This is a genomic window from Cobetia sp. 2AS (assembly GCF_029846355.1).
GTDB lineage: Bacteria > Pseudomonadota > Gammaproteobacteria > Pseudomonadales > Halomonadaceae > Cobetia > Cobetia amphilecti.
In genome coordinates, this window is sequence record NZ_JARWKQ010000002.1 from 1016191 (window position 1) to 1035073 (window position 18883).

15 protein-coding genes are annotated in these 18883 nt (G+C 63.9%); 8 read left to right on the forward strand and 7 right to left on the reverse strand.

Translation table 11 applies throughout. The features are described from left to right. A complete protein-coding gene (locus QD356_RS09465; protein ID WP_043331336.1) occupies positions 1 to 1305 on the forward strand; it encodes a TRAP transporter large permease subunit in 1305 nt (434 codons plus the stop codon). 452 nt (positions 1306 to 1757) lie between these two features. Here the strand turns inward: QD356_RS09465 and QD356_RS09470 are convergent, their stop codons facing one another. The 3 genes from QD356_RS09470 to QD356_RS09480 form a co-directional block, all read right to left on the reverse strand. Further along, the gene (locus tag QD356_RS09470) at positions 1758 to 1931 is read right to left on the reverse strand and encodes a hypothetical protein (protein ID WP_165873989.1); all 174 of its coding nucleotides are present in this window, start codon (positions 1929 to 1931) and stop codon (positions 1758 to 1760) included. A gap of 251 nt (positions 1932 to 2182) precedes the next feature. Then, positions 2183 to 3748, reverse strand: a complete 1566-nt coding sequence (locus QD356_RS09475; protein WP_225996316.1) for a glycine betaine ABC transporter substrate-binding protein — start codon at positions 3746 to 3748, stop codon at positions 2183 to 2185. Between the two features lie 8 nt (positions 3749 to 3756). Next, a complete protein-coding gene (locus QD356_RS09480; protein WP_131432512.1) occupies positions 3757 to 4497 on the reverse strand; it encodes an ATP-binding cassette domain-containing protein in 741 nt (246 codons plus the stop codon). A gap of 630 nt (positions 4498 to 5127) precedes the next feature. Between QD356_RS09480 and QD356_RS09485 the strand changes: the two genes are divergently transcribed. From QD356_RS09485 to QD356_RS09510, 6 genes are all read left to right on the forward strand, one after another. Further along, positions 5128 to 6297, forward strand: a complete 1170-nt coding sequence (locus tag QD356_RS09485; RefSeq protein WP_043331338.1) for an isovaleryl-CoA dehydrogenase — start codon at positions 5128 to 5130, stop codon at positions 6295 to 6297. Positions 6298 to 6353: 56 nt separating this feature from the next. Next, positions 6354 to 7961 (forward strand): carboxyl transferase domain-containing protein, encoded by a 1608-nt coding sequence (locus QD356_RS09490; RefSeq protein ID WP_054555514.1) that lies wholly within the window; start codon positions 6354 to 6356, stop codon positions 7959 to 7961. 83 nt (positions 7962 to 8044) lie between these two features. Continuing rightward, a complete protein-coding gene (locus tag QD356_RS09495) occupies positions 8045 to 8884 on the forward strand; it encodes an enoyl-CoA hydratase-related protein (protein ID WP_192837564.1) in 840 nt (279 codons plus the stop codon). A gap of 168 nt (positions 8885 to 9052) precedes the next feature. Then, entirely contained in the window at positions 9053 to 11338 is a 2286-nt protein-coding gene (locus QD356_RS09500; protein WP_192837563.1) for an acetyl/propionyl/methylcrotonyl-CoA carboxylase subunit alpha, read from the forward strand. A 5-nt stretch (positions 11339 to 11343) separates the two neighbouring features. Beyond that, positions 11344 to 12270, forward strand: a complete 927-nt coding sequence (locus QD356_RS09505) for a hydroxymethylglutaryl-CoA lyase (protein ID WP_192837562.1) — start codon at positions 11344 to 11346, stop codon at positions 12268 to 12270. Between the two features lie 246 nt (positions 12271 to 12516). Further along, entirely contained in the window at positions 12517 to 12852 is a 336-nt protein-coding gene (locus QD356_RS09510) for a zinc ribbon domain-containing protein YjdM (protein WP_107336248.1), read from the forward strand. A 208-nt stretch (positions 12853 to 13060) separates the two neighbouring features. Here the strand turns inward: QD356_RS09510 and QD356_RS09515 are convergent, their stop codons facing one another. Next, the gene (locus QD356_RS09515) at positions 13061 to 13429 is read right to left on the reverse strand and encodes a hypothetical protein (RefSeq protein ID WP_043331343.1); all 369 of its coding nucleotides are present in this window, start codon (positions 13427 to 13429) and stop codon (positions 13061 to 13063) included. Positions 13430 to 13896: 467 nt separating this feature from the next. Here QD356_RS09515 and QD356_RS09520 point away from each other — a divergent pair, with 467 nt between their 5' ends. After that, on the forward strand, positions 13897 to 14751 hold the full coding sequence (locus QD356_RS09520; protein ID WP_192837561.1) for an SDR family oxidoreductase: 855 nt from the start codon (positions 13897 to 13899) through the stop codon (positions 14749 to 14751). Positions 14752 to 14874: 123 nt separating this feature from the next. On the opposite strand, the gene trxC is transcribed toward QD356_RS09520, so the two are convergent. The 3 genes from trxC to QD356_RS09535 form a co-directional block, all read right to left on the reverse strand. Then, positions 14875 to 15312, reverse strand: coding sequence for a thioredoxin TrxC (gene trxC, locus QD356_RS09525; protein ID WP_043331344.1), 438 nt, complete (start codon positions 15310 to 15312; stop codon positions 14875 to 14877). Between the two features lie 252 nt (positions 15313 to 15564). Further along, entirely contained in the window at positions 15565 to 16632 is a 1068-nt protein-coding gene (locus QD356_RS09530) for a YeiH family protein (RefSeq protein ID WP_279877631.1), read from the reverse strand. A gap of 79 nt (positions 16633 to 16711) precedes the next feature. Further along, positions 16712 to 18355, reverse strand: a complete 1644-nt coding sequence (locus tag QD356_RS09535) for a choline dehydrogenase (protein WP_192837560.1) — start codon at positions 18353 to 18355, stop codon at positions 16712 to 16714. Between the last annotated feature and the right edge of the window lie 528 nt (positions 18356 to 18883).

An 18883-nucleotide genomic window follows, 5' to 3' on the forward strand; every position in this document is an offset into this window, starting at 1 on the left:
ATGCTGACACTCATCCTCGTCACTCTGCTGGCCCTCGCCTTGCTGCTCGGCAGCGGCGTGTGGGTCGCCTTCTCGCTGATCGGCACCGGCTGGATCGTGCTGACCTTCTTCTCCACCTTCGAGACCGGCCCGATCCTGGCCTCCGATTTCTGGGGTGCCAGCTACGGCTGGGACCTGACCGCCCTGCCGATGTTCGTGTGGATGGGCGAGATCCTGTTCCGCTCCGGACTGGCCGACAACATGTTCCGCGCGCTGGCACCGTGGCTCAATCGCCTGCCGGGCCGTCTGCTGCACTCCAACATCATCGGCAGCGGTCTGTTCGCCGCCGTGTGCGGCTCCTCCGCCGCCACCTGTGCCACCGTCGGCAAGATGACGCTGCCGGAACTTGAACGTCGCGGCTACGACAGCAACCTGGCCATCGGTACCCTCGCCAGTGCCTCGACCCTCGGCCTGCTGATTCCGCCGTCGATCATGATGATCGTCTACGGCGTAGTCACCGAGCAGTCCATCTCGCGCCTGTTCATCGCCGGTGTCCTGCCGGGCATGCTGCTGCTGGCCCTGTTCATGGGCTACCTGGCGATCTGGTCGAAGGTCGTCGGTGAGCCGCAGGGCCGCGCCGGCCATGACGAGCCGCACATGGGCTTCATGGCCAAGCTGCGCAACAGCGCCCAGCTGATTCCGCTGCTGGCACTGATCGGCGGCATCCTCGGCAGTATCTACGGTGGCCTGGCGTCACCCACCGAAGCGGCCGCGGTCGGCGTGGTGCTGTCGCTGATCATCGCGCGCCTCAACGGCCACATGACCGCCGCCACCTTCAAGGAATCGCTGTTCGCGGCGCTGCGCACCTCGTGCATGATCGCCTTCATCATCGCCGGTGCCTCCTTCCTGTCCTCCGCGATGAGCTTCACCCAGATTCCGATGCAGCTGGCCGAAGGCATCGCCACCCTGGGTCTGTCGCCGACCATGCTGCTGGTGGTGCTGACGCTGTTCCTGCTGATCCTGGGCTGCTTCCTCGACGGCATCTCGCTGATCCTGCTGGTGACCTCCATCATCATGCCGGTCATCGAAGCCGCCGGTTTCGACCTGATCTGGTTCGGTATCTACCTGATCATCGTGGTCGAGATGTCGCAGATCACCCCGCCGGTCGGCTTCAACCTGTTCGTGATCCAGAGCCTGACCGGCAAGGACATCATCACCATCACCAAGGCGACACTGCCGTTCTTCCTGCTGATGATCTTCTCCATCGTGCTGATGCACGTCTTCCCGGAGATCGTGCTCTATCTTCCGCAGGCCATGAACAACTGATCATCTGACCCCGATGCCATGGATGGCAGCTGGTAGCGCTTCCAGACTCAGGAACCGCAGCTGTCGGCACCTCTATCGGTCGACCCTTGCCTCAAGGGCGCCGAGCGTCACGGCAGACATACGGTGACGTGCTTGCAGACCTCCCCTCGGGGAGGTCTTTTTTATGCCGCCTGCCCGGCGCTCGCCGCTCGCCGCTCGCAAAGCACTGCGACTGAAAGCATCGCGACTGAAAGCACCGCGACTGAAAGCACCGCGACTGAAAGCACCGCGACTGAAAGCACCGCGACTGAAAGCATCACGACTCAAAGCATCGCGACGGAAAGCACCGTCCTCGCACACACGGCCTTGCCCCACACAGATCGGCACACGGACATGCACACAAAAAAGCCGCCCCTTCCTTGCCGTGAGGCAGAAAGGGGCGGCTTCTTCGTCAACCGACAGGCGAGGCTAGATCAGGACAGATGATCCGCCGGTGCGCTGGCCGGGGTATCGATCATCGCGTGACCTTTGCCACCACCGCCACCGCCGTGACCACCATGGCCGTGGCCATGACCGAACAGACCACAGCCACTCAGGGCCAGAGTCGCCGCGACCAGTGCAATCGGAAACAGATTTTTGATACGCATGAATCTCTCCTTCAAAGGGGGGTAGAGGCTGCTGCAGGACCGAGCCGTACAAGATTGCCCGGCGCTGTCTGCAAGCGCTGTCAGCAAGCCCTGTCAGCAAGCCCTGTCAGCAAGCCCTTACTTTCCCCTTCACATTACTCTGATCGACGACCAACGTTAAACCTTCGCAGCAGCCTTCCTTTTTTACTGCACGCCTTGTACAAGAGTTGCGACATGATTGTCGTGTAATGTACTACGCCGTTTTTTCCGGCTCAGCGCGACTTCAGGCCCCGCATATGCGCCGGTATCACCAGGCGCTCGAACAGCTCGAACAGCAGCTCGGCGCAGATGGCCAGCAATGCCGCAGGAATCGCCCCGTAAAGCACCAGATCATAGTCATTGAGCGAAAGCCCGGTGACGATCGGCTCGCCCAGACCCCCGGCGCCGATGAAGGCCGCCAGCGTCGCGGTGCCAATATTGATGATGGCGGCGGTCTTGATGCCGGTGAGCAGATTGGGCGTCGCCAGCGGCAGGATGACGTGACGCAGCTGCTCACGACGCGTCAGTCCCATGCCACGTGCCACCTTGACCAGCAGCGGGTCCACCGTCAGCAGCGCGGTGATGGCCGCGCGGATGATCGGCAGCAAGGAATAGACGAACAGCGCGATCACCGCCGGTACCACCCCGATGCCGAACAACGGAATCATCAGCGCCAGCAGCGCGATGGAGGGGATGGTCTGCAGCAGGCCGGTGACGTAGAGCACCACCCGCGAGACCTTCGGATTGCGATAGACAAGCAGGGACAGCGGCAGACCGACCAGACACGCCAGCAGCAATGCGGAGAGCGTCAACTGCAGGTGCTCGATCAGATTGGTGCCCAGCTTGTCCCACTTGGCGCCGCTGACTTCACGCTGCTCGGTGGTGATGCCCTGTTCCTGAATGAAGCGACTGGCGACCTGGGCGAAGCTCTGCTCATCGGTGGAGACGCGGGCGTTGAGCGCCTGCATGCTGTCTTCATCAAGGCTGCCCGCCAGCTGGTTGAGCGCCGCGACGGCATCTTCCGGCAAGGCGGCGTTCACGAAGGGCACCGCCAGATACTCGGGGAAGTAGCCCTTGTCATCGTCGAGCAGCACGAAGTCGAAGCGCTTGATGTCGCCCTCGGTGGAATAGGCATCAGTGGCGTCGATCTTGCTCTCGCGCAGCGCCTGATAGGCGATGCCGTGCTCGATGCCACGCGGCACCTGGGAAAGGCCGTATTCCGCGGCCAGTCCCGGCCAGCCATCCGGACGCTTGATGAACTCATGCGACATCGCGACGGACAGATCCGGGTGATCGGCCATATCGCCGATGGTACTGATGCCCAGCGACTCGGCCTGATCACGGCGCATGCTTACGGCGTAGGTATTGTTGAAGCCCAGCGGCTCGAGCACGCGCAGGCCCTGCTCGCGGCTCAGCTCATCGAGCGTCTCGAGCGGAGGCACGTCATCCAGCTTGAGAATGGCGTGGGCCAGGGTGCCGGTGTATTCGGGATAGACATCCAGCTCGCCTTCCGCCAGCCCCTGATAGGTGATGATGGTCTGCCCCAGCCCCAGACGGCGCTCGACCGTGAAGCCGGCGTCCTCCAGTACCTGCGCGAAGATCTCGCCCAGCAGATGCCCTTCGCGGTCCGCCTTGGAGCCGACCACGATCGGCTTGTCCTCGGGCCATGCCGCGGCTTGCTCTTCCGCGCTGGCAAGCGGGCTGGACACCAGAGCCCCCAGACTCGCAAGCGCCAGGCCGGCGACCATCAGCGCGCCAGACAGCCCGCGGCGCGAGCGTTGCAGGAGGAGAGTCGTCATCAGCGTCTTCATGCGCGTGCCTCCAGCAGTCGGGCCACGCGCTCATCCGCTGGCGCCGTGGTGATGGTGTCGGGGCTGGCGGCCTGCAGCACCACACCGGGCGCCATCACCACCATGTGATCGGACAGGCTCAGCGCCTCGTTCATGTCGTGGGTGACCATCACCACGCTGCGCGGTTCCTCCTGCTGCATGCGCTGGAACTGGGCATGCACCTCGATGCGCGTGATCGGGTCGACCGCCGAGAAGGCCTCATCGAGCAGCAGCAACGGTGGTTCAAGCATCATGGCGCGACACAGCCCGACGCGCTGGGCCTGACCGCCGGAAATCTCGTGGGGATAGCGGGTCAGCAGCGCCATGTCGAGATCCATCATCTGGAACAGACGCGCGATGCGTGCCTTGACGCGCTCGGCGCTCCAGCCTTCACGGTCAGCGAGAATGGCGACGTTGTCGCGTACGCTGAGATGGGGAAAGAGGCCGATCTGCTGGACGGCATAGCCGATGCGCCGGCGCATGGCTGGCAGGTTGGCGTAATCGACGGCGGCGCCGAATACCTTCACCTCGCCTTCATCCGGGCGGATCAAGCCGTTGATCAGCTGCAGCAGGGTCGATTTGCCACAGCCACTGGCACCGACCAGGGCGGTGATACGGTCACGCGGCAGTTCAAGATCAATGCCTTCAAACAGGCGCTGACCGGCAAAGCCCTTGTGCAGGCCGCTGAAGCGGACTGCCGGGGCGGTGTCATCACTCATCGAGTAGGTCCTTCTAGGCAGGTGAGCATGAGTCTGGAATGGTGGAAAGCGCTGGCGAGTCAGCGCACTTGCACACTAAAGAGTGCCGGTGACACCAGACAGGGGACGGGAATGCTCCCCACTGACGCCCTCACGACTTCCTCAATCAACAGTGACTACAGCGTCTCAGCTTATCAAGTCACCTCGGCGATGCCGGAGCAATTTCGTTTCCTGAGCTGACTTTCTCTCAATGACTTTCTCTACCTGACCTTCTCGATCTGACCTTCTCGACCGGAGTCTCTCTGACTGAGCCTCTCTGACTGAGCCTCTCTGACTGACTTTCTCTCCCTGACGTTATGTAACTGAGCTTCTCGACCTGGCACTCCCCTCTCGAGTCTCCCTGCTGACCGTCTACCGCAAGTCCTGCGACCTTGGTCAAAGCGCCGCATAATGACCTTTACGTTAACGTCAACTTTGACCTAGAGTAATTTCCATCACACGCCAAGGCGGCACATGGCGGGCGGACTTGATAAGCCCTTCGTGATAGACCATTCGCGACAGCCCGTTTGCGCCAGACGTGCGCCATCAGGTCTTCCCAGCCCCTGGCGGGCCTTGCTCATCGCGCTTCACCGATCTACAGGATGCCAGATCATGCACAGCCTCTATTCACCGCTGGATTTCGGACTCGACGAGACACACACCCTGCTGCGTGAGCAGGTCAACGCCTTTGCCCGCGACGAGATCGCCCCGCGCGCCGCCGAGATCGATGCCAGCAATGCCTTCCCCGATGACCTGTGGCAGAAATTCGGCGACATGGGCCTGCTCGGCATCACCGTGCCCGACGAGGACGGCGGCAGCGGCATGGGCTATCTGGCGCACTGCATCGCGATGGAAGAGATCTCGCGCGCCAGCGCCTCGGTGGCACTCTCCTACGGTGCGCATTCCAACCTGTGCGTGAACCAGATCAAGCTCAACGGCACCGCCGAGCAGAAGGCACGCTACCTGCCGAAACTGATGAGCGGCGAGCATGTCGGCGCGCTGGCGATGTCCGAACCCGGCGCCGGCTCTGACGTGGTCTCGATGCAGCTCAAGGCCGAGCTGCGCGGCGATCACTATGTGCTCAACGGCAACAAGATGTGGATCACCAACGGCCCGGATGCCCACACCCTGGTGGTGTACGCGAAGACCGACCCGGACGCCGGCTCCAAGGGCATCACCGCCTTCATCATCGAGCGTGACTTCCCCGGTTTCTCCACCGCCCAGAAGCTCGACAAGCTCGGCATGCGCGGCTCCAACACCTGCGAGCTGGTCTTCCAGGATTGCCAGGTACCGGTGGAGAACGTGCTGGGTGAGGTCAATCGTGGCGTCAAGGTGCTGATGCGCGGGCTCGATTTCGAGCGCACCGTCCTGGCCGCCGGCCCCATCGGCATCATGCAGGCCTGCATGGACATCGTGGTGCCCTACCTGCATGAGCGTCGCCAGTTCGGCCAGGCCATCGGTGAATTCCAGCTGGTGCAGGGCAAGGTCGCCGACATGTACACCACGCTCAATGCCTGTCGCGCCTATCTATATGCGGTCGCCAACGCCTGTGATCGCGGCCAGACCTCACGCAAGGACGCCGCGGGCGTCATTCTCTACTGCGCCGAGAAGGCCACCCAGATGGCGCTGGATGCCATCCAGCTGCTCGGCGGCAATGGCTACATCAACGAGTACGCCACCGGACGCCTGTTGCGTGACGCCAAGCTTTACGAGATCGGCGCCGGCACCAGCGAGATCCGCCGCATGCTGATCGGGCGTGAACTGTTCAACGAGAGCGCCTGATACGTCTCGTCATCCCCTACTCTTTTTCGTACCCCTTCGCCGCTGGAGCTTGCTCGATGGCCATACTGACCTCCCTGATCAATCCGCGCAGTGACCAGTTCCGCGCCAATGAAGCGGCGATGCAGGCCGAGGTCGATCGCCTGCACCAGCTGCTGGAGACCGTCGCGGCCGGTGGCGGTGACAAGGCGCGTGAACGTCACGAGTCGCGCGGCAAGCTGTTCGTGCGCGAACGCATCGACCACCTGATCGATGAAGGCTCGCCCTTCCTCGAACTCTCTGCGCTGGCGGCCCACGACGTCTACGACAGCCCCGTCCCCGGCGCGGGCCTGGTCACCGGCATCGGCCGCGTCAGCGGTGTGGAATGCGTCATCGTCGCCAACGACGCCACCGTCAAGGGCGGCACCTACTTCCCGATGACGGCCAAAAAGCATCTGCGCGCCCAGGAAATCGCCCGCAAGCATCGCCTGCCCTGCCTCTATCTGGTCGATTCCGGTGGCGCGCATCTGCCCCACCAGGACGAGGTCTTCCCGGACCGCGACCACTTCGGCCGCATCTTCTATAACCAGGCCACGCTGTCTGCCGAGGGCATCCCGCAGATCGCCGTGGTGATGGGGTCATGCACCGCAGGCGGCGCCTACGTGCCGGCGATGGCGGACGAATCCATCATCGTGCGCGAGCAAGGCACCATCTTCCTGGCGGGGCCGCCGCTGGTGAAGGCCGCCACCGGTGAGGACATCAGCGCCGAGGCGCTGGGCGGCGCCGAGGTGCACTGCAAGATCAGCGGCGTGGCCGACCATCTGGCCGACAACGACGCCCATGCCCTGCAGCTGGCTCGCCGCGCCGTGTCGCGCCTCAACTGGCAACGCAAGGGGCAGCTCGCGCTGCGCGAATCGCGTCCGCCACGCCTGGACCCGCAGGAGCTCTACGGCATCGTCGGTACCGATCTCAAGAAACCCTACGACGTGCGCGAGGTGATCGGCCGCCTGGTGGATGACTCGGACTTCGACGAGTTCAAGCGCGAGTACGGCGAGACGCTGGTCACCGGCTTCGCACATCTGCATGGCCATCCGGTCGGCATCCTCGCCAACAATGGCGTGCTGTTCTCGGAAAGCGCCCTCAAGGGCGCGCACTTCATCGAGCTGTGCACCCAGCGCCGGATTCCACTGATCTTTCTGCAGAACATCACCGGTTTCATGGTCGGCTCGCGCTACGAGCACGAAGGCATCGCCAAGCACGGCGCCAAGCTGGTGGCGGCGGTGGCCTGCGCCAGGGTACCCAAGTTCACGGTGCTGATCGGTGGCAGTTTCGGCGCGGGCAACTACGGCATGTGCGGGCGCGCCTATGACCCCAACCTGCTGTTCATGTGGCCCAACTCACGCATCTCGGTGATGGGCGGCGAGCAGGCCGCCAACGTACTGGCACAGGTCAAGCGCGACCAGCATGCCCGCGAGGGGCGCGAGTGGCCCGCCGAGGAAGAGGAGGCCTTCAAGGCGCCGGTACGCGAGCAGTACGAGCGTCAGGGCCATCCGACCTATGCCAGTGCGCGCCTGTGGGATGACGGTGTGATCGACCCGCTGCAGACCCGCGACATCCTCGGTCTGTCACTGGCCGCGGCCATGAATGCCGAGATCGAGGACAGTCGCTTCGGTGTGCTGCGCATGTAACCCGTCAAGCGCTACAACAATGCTTGTAACCTGTACTGAATGCCGATAGTCATCTTCAAGCTAACAGAATGGAAGAAAGCACGATGACAGAGCCTCGCCAATCGAGTCGACTCGAGATAGATCAACACGGCGTCGCCCACCTCACTCTGCTGCGCCCCGAGGTGCACAACGCCTTCGATGATCTGCTGATTGCAGAGCTGAATCAGCATCTGGAGAGCCTGCACGCCAGGGCGAGCCGCGACGAGGTGCGTGTGGTGGTGCTGGCCTCCGAAGGCAAGAGCTTCTCGGCCGGCGCCGACCTCAAGTGGATGCAGCGCATGGTCGAGTATTCGCTGGAAGATAACCTCGCCGACTCACGCGAGCTTGCGCGACTGATGCAGCTGCTCGATGAGCTGCCCTGCCCCAGCGTGTGTCGTGTCCAGGGCGCCACCTTCGGCGGTGCCGTCGGCCTGGCGGCCTGCTGCGACATCGTGATTGCCGCCGAGCGGGCGCGCTTCTGTCTCTCCGAAGTGCGCATCGGGCTGGCACCGGCTGCCATCAGCCCCTACGTGCAGCGCGCCATCGGCTCACGCCATATGCGCCGGTATGCCCTCAGCGCCGAGGTGATCGACAGTGCCACCGCGCAGCGCATCGGCCTGGTCCACGAGACCTGCCCCGATGAGCTGCTGGAGGCGCGCATCACGGAGATGGTGCAGACCCTGCTCGCCACCTCGCCTGCCGCCAGTCGCGCCACCAAGGCGCTGCTCAGCGAAGTGGCTCAGGCACCTGCCAGCGCCGCGACCCGTGAACGCTGCTGCGAGGTGATCAGCCAGCTGCGCGTCAGCGAACAGGGCCAGGCCGGACTGGCCGCCTTCTTCGCCGGCACGCCGGCGCCCTGGGTGCCGACCGAGAACCAAACAACCGAGACGTCTAAGCCCTCATGAACACCAGAGACTTGAAGCCGCTGGCGGCATGGCGACGCTCTCGGCGCTGGTCATCACTCTCGGCCATCCACCTGGGCCATGCCTGCCGGATTTTTTCTTAAGAGCTTTTCTCTTCCGAACTCTCCTACTCCTGATTTCCCTTGCCACCTTCGCCACAGGACGCTTGCCATGAACGCCAACCGCGAGACAGACCAGACCCTCCCCGCCGGTTGCGGCGAGATCCGCAAGCTGCTGGTCGCCAACCGGGGTGAGATCGCCGTACGCGTGATGCGCACCGCTCGCGCGATGGGCATCCAGACAGTGGCGGTCTACTCCGATGCCGACGCCGATGCCCTGCATGTGCGCGAGGCCGACGAGGCCGTGCGTCTCGGCCCCGCCAGCGCCCGCGAAAGCTATCTGGATATCGACAAGGTGATCGCTGCCGCACGCAAAAGCGGTGCCGATGCCGTGCATCCCGGCTATGGCTTCCTGTCCGAGAACGCCGCCTTCGTCAGCGCGCTGGCCGAGGCCGGCATCATCTTCGTCGGCCCGCCCCAGAGCGCGATCGCCGACATGGGCGACAAGTCGGCCGCCAAGATGCGCATGCAGGCGGCCAATGTGCCGCTGGTGCCCGGCTACCACGGCGATGACCAGCAGGATGAGCTGTTGCAGGCCGAAGCGGACCGCATGGGCTATCCGGTGCTGATCAAGGCCTGCGCCGGTGGTGGCGGCAAGGGCATGCGAGTGGTCGAGAGCGCACGGGAATTTGCGGCGGCGCTGGCCAGCTGTCGCCGTGAATCCCGCGCCGCCTTCGGCGATGAACGCATGCTGATCGAGAAATACCTGACCCAGCCGCGCCACGTCGAAGTCCAGGTGTTTTGCGACAGCTACGGCAGCGGTGTCTATCTGTTCGAGCGCGATTGCAGTGTCCAGCGTCGCCACCAGAAGGTGCTGGAAGAGGCGCCCGCGCCGGGGCTGACGCCGTCGCTGCGCCGTGAGATGGGCGAGGCCGCCGTGCGGGCAGCGCGCGAGATCGGCTATGTGGGTGCCGGCACCATCGAGTTTCTGCTCGACGCGCCGCAACCGGGCAGCGAAAGCCACGGCGCCTTCTACTTCATGGAGATGAACACCCGCCTGCAGGTCGAGCACCCGGTCACCGAGATGATCACCGGCGAAGACCTCGTCGAATGGCAACTGCGCATCGCGCGGGGCGAACGCCTGCCGCGCCAGCAGGATGAGCTGACGTTGACCGGACACAGCTTCGAGGCGCGTCTCTACGCCGAAGACCCGGACAACGACTTCCTGCCCGCCACCGGTGTACTGGAACGCTTCCGGCTGGATCTGGCAGGAGGCGGGCTGACCGACCGGCAGGTGCGCCTGGACAGCGGCGTCGCCGAGGGCGATGAAGTCTCGATGCATTACGACCCGATGCTGGCCAAGCTGATCAGCTACGGGCCGACACGCGAACAGGCCCTCGAGACGCTGCTGCGCGCGCTGGCAGCGCTGGAAGTGCGCGGCGTCACCACCAACCGCGCCTTCCTGTCCCGCCTGGCGGGCCATGCTGACTTCCGCGCCGCCGAGCTGGATACCCGCTTCATCGAGCGCCATCACGACAGCCTGTTCCCCAGCGCGACGCTGGTTCACGACAGCCTGGCGGCCAGTGCCTTGCTGGCGCTCTCGCGCCTGAATGAGCAAGCCAGCCACACATCACATTCGAGCAGCACATCACATTCGCGCCAAGCGCCCTGCACCAGCCCATGGGAGCGCCGCGATGGCTGGCGCAATGGCCTGCCACACCAGGTGCGCCTGGCGCTGTGTCTGCCCGCTGACGCCGATGCCGATGAGCGCAGCGACAAGGTGGCGCATATCATCGCGCGCCGCCCTGTAACGCATGCCTCCCTGGCGAATACGCACACCTCGGGTACGTCATTGGTGAGCGATTCGCACGGTGACTGGCAGATTGAAGTGACCACTCACTGCGGCGAAGAAAGACAGACTACGAAGCATCTCGGCCGACTCACCCACCTTGAAGGCAACGCCATTGCCGTGACGCTGGATGGCTATCGTCGCCGCTTCCAGGCAAGCCATGCGCCGGCCCGCGGCGGTGAAGTGCTGGTGCTGTCGTCAGCGCAGCACAGCCAGTCCGGCAGCACTCCACAGGGGGAATCACGCCTGCTGTGGCGGCGCGCCGATGCCGTGGACCACGCGCGCCACGAGACCCAGGCGACCCTGAATGCGCCGATGAATGGCACCGTGGTCGCCCAGCTGGTCGCGCCGGGCAGCCATGTCCCGCAGGGCACGCCCTTGATGGTGATGGAGGCGATGAAGATGGAGCACACCCTCAATGCCCCCGCCGATGGCGAGGTCGCCCAGTTCCACTTCTCGGCCGGTGACAGCGTGGTCCAGGGCGATGTGCTGCTCGAATTCACGGCCGCGCAGGCCGCGGCGGACAAGGTCGAGTCGGACAAGGAGTAGTCAGCATGCACTTTCCCCGCAAGGTACGCATCGTCGAGGTGGGCGCACGCGACGGACTGCAGAACGAGTCGGTGCCCGTCGCGACTGCCACCAAGCTTGAGTTGATCCGGCGTCTGAGCGACAGCGGTCTTGCGCATGTCGAGGCCGCCAGCTTCGTCTCGCCCAGGTGGGTGCCGCAGATGGCCGATCACCGCGAGATCATGCTGGCGCTGCGCGACGGCCACGCCAATTCAACAACCACCAAGTCAGCGACCACTTACTCCGCCCTCACCCCCAACATGAAGGGGCTTGAGGCGGCGCTTGAGTGTGGTGTGCGCGAGGTGGCCGTGTTCGGCTCGGCCAGCGAGTCCTTCTCGCAGCGCAACATCAACTGCTCGATCGCCGAATCGCTTGAGCGCTTTGCGCCAGTGGTGGAACACGCCCTCAAGGCCGGTGTGCGTGTGCGCGGCTATGTGTCCTGCGTGCTCGGCTGCCCCTATGAAGGCGAGATAGCCCCCGCCGAGGTGGCCGCCGTCGTCCGCGAGCTCAAGGCCATGGGCTGCTACGAGGTGTCGCTGGGCGACACCATCGGCGTCGGCACGCCGCTCAAGGCCAAGCACATGCTGGAGCAGGTCAGTCGCGAGGTGCCGATCACGCAGCTCGCCGCCCACTTCCACGACACCTACGGCCAGGCGCTCGCCAACCTCTACGCCGTGCTGGAAGAAGGCATCGCGGTGATCGACAGCTCCGTGGCGGGCCTGGGCGGCTGCCCCTACGCCAAGGGCGCCTCGGGCAATGTCGCCAGTGAAGATGTGCTCTATCTGCTTGAGGGCATGGGTATCGAGACGGGGGTGGATCTGGCAGCGCTGGCCCGCACCGGTGACTGGATCAGCCGTGAGCTTGGCCGGCCGAATGGCTCACGCGTCGGTCAGGCGCTGATGGTCAGCGGCTGAGGGCGAGTGGCTCAGGGCCAGTGGTTCAAGGCGCGGACAATCGGAGCCGGAAGCGAGGCCGCAATGGCGCGCGCTGATTGCGACCAAGGGCCGCACTGGATGGTCGCTGTCATGGAATCGGTGTAGGCTTGCCGCCGTTCGCGCACTGCTTGAGCCCGATGCGCGCCTTCCAACACCATGTCTCGGCCTGAATCTTCGCCCGTTTTGTGAGCGGGTGAAGCGCGAGACAGCTTTCAGGACACCGTGATGAGCGCCCTCCCGAACTGCCCGGCCTGCAATTCCGAATTCACCTACGACGACGGCATGCAGTACGTCTGCCCTGAATGTGCCCATGAGTGGTCCAAGGAAGCCGCCGTCGAGGAAGCCGGCCCGGTATTCCGCGATGCCAACGGCAACGAGCTGGTCGATGGCGATACCGTCACCGTCATCAAGGACCTGAAGATCAAGGGCACCTCCTCCGTCGTCAAGGTCGGCACCAAGGTCAAGAACATCCGCCTGGTGGAAGGCGATCACGACATCGACTGCAAGATCGATGGCGTCGGCCCGATGAAGCTGAAGTCGATCTTCGTCAAGAAAGCCTGATCGATCCGCTCGCCTGACACGACGATGCCCCGCCTGCGCTCTGTGCGCGACGGGGCATCGTCGTTTGCGGACTGTCGTTTGTGGACTGTCGTTTCCAGCCCGCCATTTCCGGCTTGCCGAGGCGTCTTGCTCGGCCCGCTCTGGCCAGCCCTGGCCCGCTCCAATTCGCTTCAGTCCGCTCTAACCCACCACCCCAGCAAGTGCTCACTCACTCCTCAGGCGACGTCTTGTCGAGCGGTGTGACCTTGGACAGGCGTATGCGGCGCTGACCGCCGACCTCGAATTCAAAGCGGCCACTCACCTGGACCTCGCGCCCGATATAGGCACCGATGCGCTCCGGTGGCAGCAGTTCCAGGCGCTGCTGTCCTTCGCCTTCCAGCCAGTAGCGGTTGGGCACGTCTTCGCTGCGCACCCTGCCCTGCACGGCCACCTGCTCGCCCTGCCAGGCCTCGGAGTGTTCCAGCAGCGTCGCCACGCTGGTAGGGCGCGGGCCATTGACGCCATCGCATCCCGTTGTGGCCATCAGCATCACCGCCACGGCCACCATCGCCAGCCAGTGTTGCATCCCCTTGTTCATCTTCATTCCTCGCGCGACTGATACTTCATCGGGAGCTACCCGCTCGCTCATTCACTCGCTTGCGGCTTGAGGGGACTCGGGCAACGGCTCGGCAGTCGAGTTCCTCGCCCCTCGCGTCGAATGGCGATATCTCGTGGTCACCCAGACGCACCTGACGCCTGACGTGGACTCATGCACAGTCTGACAGCTGCCACGCGAGGCGATAACTCCCTGACCAATAGAATCAGCCATCAGGATCAGTTCTCAACACAGGCCGTGAGGCGCCGCGCCACCCGCCAGCCCCATCACGACTCTGATGCCTGTCATGCTGAGGCATGGTCGCCGTTCGCGGTGTCTGCGGTACCGCCCTTGTCTCGCGCGCCCGCCGCACCTATATCATTGCCCGCAGGGGCACACCGCGCCATCGACGATGTATGTGCGAAGCGCATCGTCATATCGCCCTGCCGGCACCTCATCAGGAGAATCACATGAAGACAGCCAAGGTGGCCTATATCACCGGCGGTGCTCAAGGCATCGGCCGCGGCATCAGCGACTACCTGCTCGCCCACGGCTGGCGCGTGGCCGTGGCGGATATCGATGCCGAGGCAGGCCAGCAATATCGAGAGATGAAGAAGCGACAGGCGAGCGGGCTCACAGAGGAGCCTGCAGCGCCGTCGGAGGAGCTTGCACAACGCTCGGCAGCGCCGCTTGGCGCGCAGCCCGCAGAAGACATCGGTGAGCGCCTGCGCGTCTTCACGCTGGATGTGCGTGACGAGCCATCCGTGGCCGCCAGCCTCGCGGCTACCTGCGAGGCCTTCGGGCGGCTGGACGCGGTGATCAACAATGCCGCGATCGCCGATCCCTTCCAGGGCAAGCTCGAAGAGTTGTCACTCGAGCGCTGGCATCAGGTACTCGACACCAGCCTGACCAGCAGCTTCCTGACCGCCAAGCATGCGGCGCGTCATCTGCGCGAGACTGGCGGCAGCATCGTCAATCTGGCCTCCAGCCGCGCGCTGCAGTCCGAGCCGCACAGCGAAGCCTACGCTGCCAGCAAGGGCGGTATCGTCGCCCTCACCCACGCCATGGCGATGAGCCTCGGGCCGGAGATTCGCGTCAATGCGGTCAGCCCGGGCTGGATCGACGTCAGCGCCCTGCAGAAAAGCGGCGAGGCCGAATCGCTGAGTGACGAAGACCACGCCCAGCACCCCGTCGGGCGCGTCGGCCATGTCGATGACATCGCCGCGCTGGTGGCCTTCCTGATCTCGGACAAGGCCGGCTTCATCACCGGCCAGAACCATGTCGTCGATGGCGGCATGACGCGCAAGATGGTTTACGCCGACTGATACGACAAGGCCGACCGAGACGACAACGCCTGACGCGATTGCACGTCAGGCGTTGTCAGTTCTTGAGCTGCGTCCGGGTTTCCCTGAACGCTCAACTGCGGACTTCTCTCGCGCGGGCCGTGGTCACACCGCGTGCGGTGCCAGCCACTGCTTGAGCTGACCGGCCTGCATCACGCCTGATTCGCGCGCCAGCTCCTTGCCCTGCTTCATCACCAGCAGCGTCGGAATGCTGCGGATGCCGAAACGACCGGCCAGCGCCTGCTGGGCTTCGGTGTCGATCTTGGCGAAACGCACACGGGTGCCCATCTGCGCGGCGACTTCATTGAAGATCGGCCCCATCATCTTGCACGGGCCACACCAGCTGGCCCAGAAGTCGATGACCACCGGCATTTCACTGCGCACCACCAGGGCCTCGAAGTTGTCGCTGGTCAGTTCCAGCGGCTCCTTGGGCAGCACGGCGGCGCTGCACTTGCCGCAGCTGGGGTTGTCATCCAGACGCGCGGTGGCCACACGATTGAGAGCGAGACATTGCGGACAGGCCAGCACGAGGGATTCAGACATGATCGGACTCCAGAGAAATGGGGATGCGGCGCGCCAGGTGACGGTCAACCGTCAGACGCGTACCGATAAGCGCAGATCATACGACTCGTGGGCCAGGAAGCAATTGAGCCACCTTATCGCCCTGATTGGCTGGCTGTATGAGCCCGCCTGATCTGAACGAACTGAACGAACTGAATGCCCGCCTGCCCTCAACCTGAAGGGCCCCGCCAGTCACGGCGGGGCCCTTCGCGCTTTAGCACACCCAAGCGTCGGTCAGATGCTGGCCAGCCCGAACTTGATGCACAGCGTCACCAGCACCAGCAGGAAGAGGGTTTCCACCACCATCAGGATCACCGGCTTCCAGCCCACCACCGCCAGCTTCTGGAACGACGTCTTGACGCCCAGCGCGGCAATCGCCGCCACCAGACACCAGCGCGACAGGTCGGTGAAGCCTTCCACGGCGACGCTCGGCACCCAGCCGAGGCTGTTGATCAGCACCAGTGCCACGAAGGCGATCAGGAAGGTGGGGAACATCGGCACCTTGCCGCCTTCATCGCCATTGGCCTGGCGCGCACTGCGGAACAGCAGCATGAAGACCATCACCGCCGGCACCAGCATCGCCACCCGCAGCAGCTTGACGAAGGTCGAGACGTCCCCGGTGTGCTCGGAAATGATGTAGCCAGCGCCCACCACCTGAGCCACGTCATGGATGGTGCCGCCGAGGAAGATGCCGGCCTCGGCATCATCCAGCCCCAGCAGCCTGACGATCAGCGGATAGGTGATCATCGCCACGGTCGAGAGGGTCGTCACCCCGACCACGGTCATGATGGTGTGACGCTCGCTGGTGGCGTTGCGCGGCATCACCGCCGACAGCGCCAGTGCCGCCGAGGCACCGCAGATGGCCACCGAGCCGCCGGTCAATAGTCCCATGTCGCGGTCCAGCCCCATCACGCGGGCCAGCAGCGCGCCGAACAGGATGGTCGCCACCACCCCGAGTACCACCGTGATCACCGGGCCGAGGCCGAGACTCGCGACCTGCTCCAGCGTGATGCGCACGCCCAGCAGGGCCACGCCGAGGCGCAGTACCGTCTTGGAGGCGAACTCGATGCCCGCCTTGCACGGCCCCTCCTCGGAGAGAAAGTGCAGCGACATGCCGAACAGCAGCGCATAGAGCAGCGCCGGGCCGCCGTAATGATCGGCGATGAAGGTGGTCGCCAGCGCGATGATGATGCAGATCAACAGGCCCGGCATGATGGTGCGCACGCGCCCTTCCAGGGTCCGCCACAGGCTGGTGGGCGGGGTGGGTGTGTCGTGCAGTGATGAACTGTTGTCAGTGGCCACGCGGATTCCTCTTGAAGACCAGCAAGCGGTGACGGGCAAGCAGCCCCGCCGCGATGTGTCGTTCAGGCACGCAGGCCTGCTAGCTGGCCTGGGCCATGTTCACCTGGGCGGCCTTGATCATGTCGGCGGCCTTCTCGGCGATCATGATGGTCGGCGCATTGGTATTGCCGGACACGATCACCGGCATGATCGAGGCATCCACCACGCGCAAGCCGTGCAGGCCATGGACACGCAGCTCGTCATCCACCACCGCCAGCGCATCGTGGCCCATCTTGCAGGTGCCCGCCGGGTGATAGATGGTCTGGCTGAACTGGCGCGCGGCTTCCAGCAACTCCTCATCGCTCTGGTAGTGCGCGCCCGGCACGTACTCCTCGCTGATCACCGAGGCCAGCGGCGCTGCCTGGGCGATACGCCGCGCCACCTTGATGGCATCGACCACCACGCGGCGGTCTTCCTCGGCGCTCAGATAGTTGGGCTGGATGGAAGGATAGATGCTGGCGTCGGCGCTGGTGATGCGCACCTGGCCGCGACTGTGCGGGCGCAGCTGACACACCGAGGACGTGAACGCCGAGAACGGATGCACGCCATCAGCGGGCTTGTCGGCACTCAACGGCTGCATGTGGAACTGGATATCGGGGCGTGTCAGCCCCTCGCGCGACTGGGTAAAGGCGCACACCTGACTGGCCGCCAGCGTCAGCGGGCCGGTACGCGTGAAGAGGTACTGGGTGCCGACCGCCAGCTTCTTGAGCGGATGACGTACCTCGTCATTGAGGGTGCGGCACTGGGTCTTGAACACCAGCCGTACCTGCAGATGGTCCTGCAGGTTTTCCCCGACCCCCGGCAGCGCGTGCAGGCATTCGACGCCGACACTGGCCAGATGCTCGGGCTCACCGATACCGGAGCACTGCAGAATCTGCGGGCTGCCGATGGCGCCGCTGGACAGCAGCACCTCGCGCTCGGCGCGTGCCGTGTGGATCGTGCCCTTCACCTCGTACTCGACTCCCACCGCACGCTTGCCTTCCAGCAACACGCGGCGACAGTGCGCATGCTTGACCAGCGTCAGATTGCTGCGCGTGAGCGCCGGGCGCAGGAAAGCCCTGGCCGTGCTGCAGCGCAGGCCCTTGTAGGTAGTCTGCTGGAAATAGCCGACCCCTTCCTGGCGCTCGCCATTGACGTCCTGGTTGAGCGGAATCCCCGCCTCCACCGCCGCTTCGATGAAGCGCTCGGCGATCTCGCGCTTGAGGCGCAGGTCAGAGACATGCAGCGGCCCATCGGTGCCGTGCCATTGGTTGGCGCCACGCGCCTGACACTCCGACTTGCGGAAGTACGGCAGCACTGACGCGTAGTCCCAGCCCTGATTGCCCGCGGCCGCCCAGTCGTCGTAGTCCTCGTGCTGGCCACGGATATACAGCAGCCCATTGAGCGAGCTGGAACCGCCCAGCACCTTGCCCCGCGGCCACTGCAGCCGACGACCATTGATACCCTTGTCAGGGTCGGTGAGATAGCACCAGTCGGTGGCCGGGTTGTGCATCGTCTTGAAATAACCGACCGGCACATGAATCCACGGATTCCAGTCCGAGCCGCCGGCCTCCAGCAGCAAGACATTGATGGAGGGGTCTTCGGTTAGACGATTGGCTAGCACGCAACCGGCTGAACCCGCTCCGATCACGATGTAGTCATAGGCGGCTGATGCGTCGGCATTGGCGTAACGTGTTGTTTTCATTATTTTATATACCATATCGAGACATATTGTCTCATAATCATGGTATCAAAATTCGGATTCGTCAAATACGAAACGTATTGTCTCAATATCTTTGCCAAAGCTGAAAAAGTGCCCTACATTGAGATTTGAAACGCCGGTAACGGTACTTTTCGTCTCGTTATACGACCAACTATGTAAGACGAACTAGCGAGAACGACACAGACTGCCATCAATGGCAGCCACCAGAGAGGCCAGAGGCAGGGCTCATGGGCTCTGGAGGCGTGCTTGAGGAGACTCTGAAGAGAATTTGAAGAGACTTTGGAGTGGCTTTGAAGAAATAGCGGATATGTCTGACAAGCGCCCCAGCACTCTCTGAACAGACACTCTCTGAAGAGACATGCCCAGAAAAGACACTCTCTGAACAGACACGCTCTGAACAGGCACTGCGAAAACGCCTGACAAATAAAGACGAGCAAATCAGGACAACAAATAAGGACGGATAAACAAGCACTTGGCTAAAGAAGTGATCAACGAACGGCTTGCCAGACA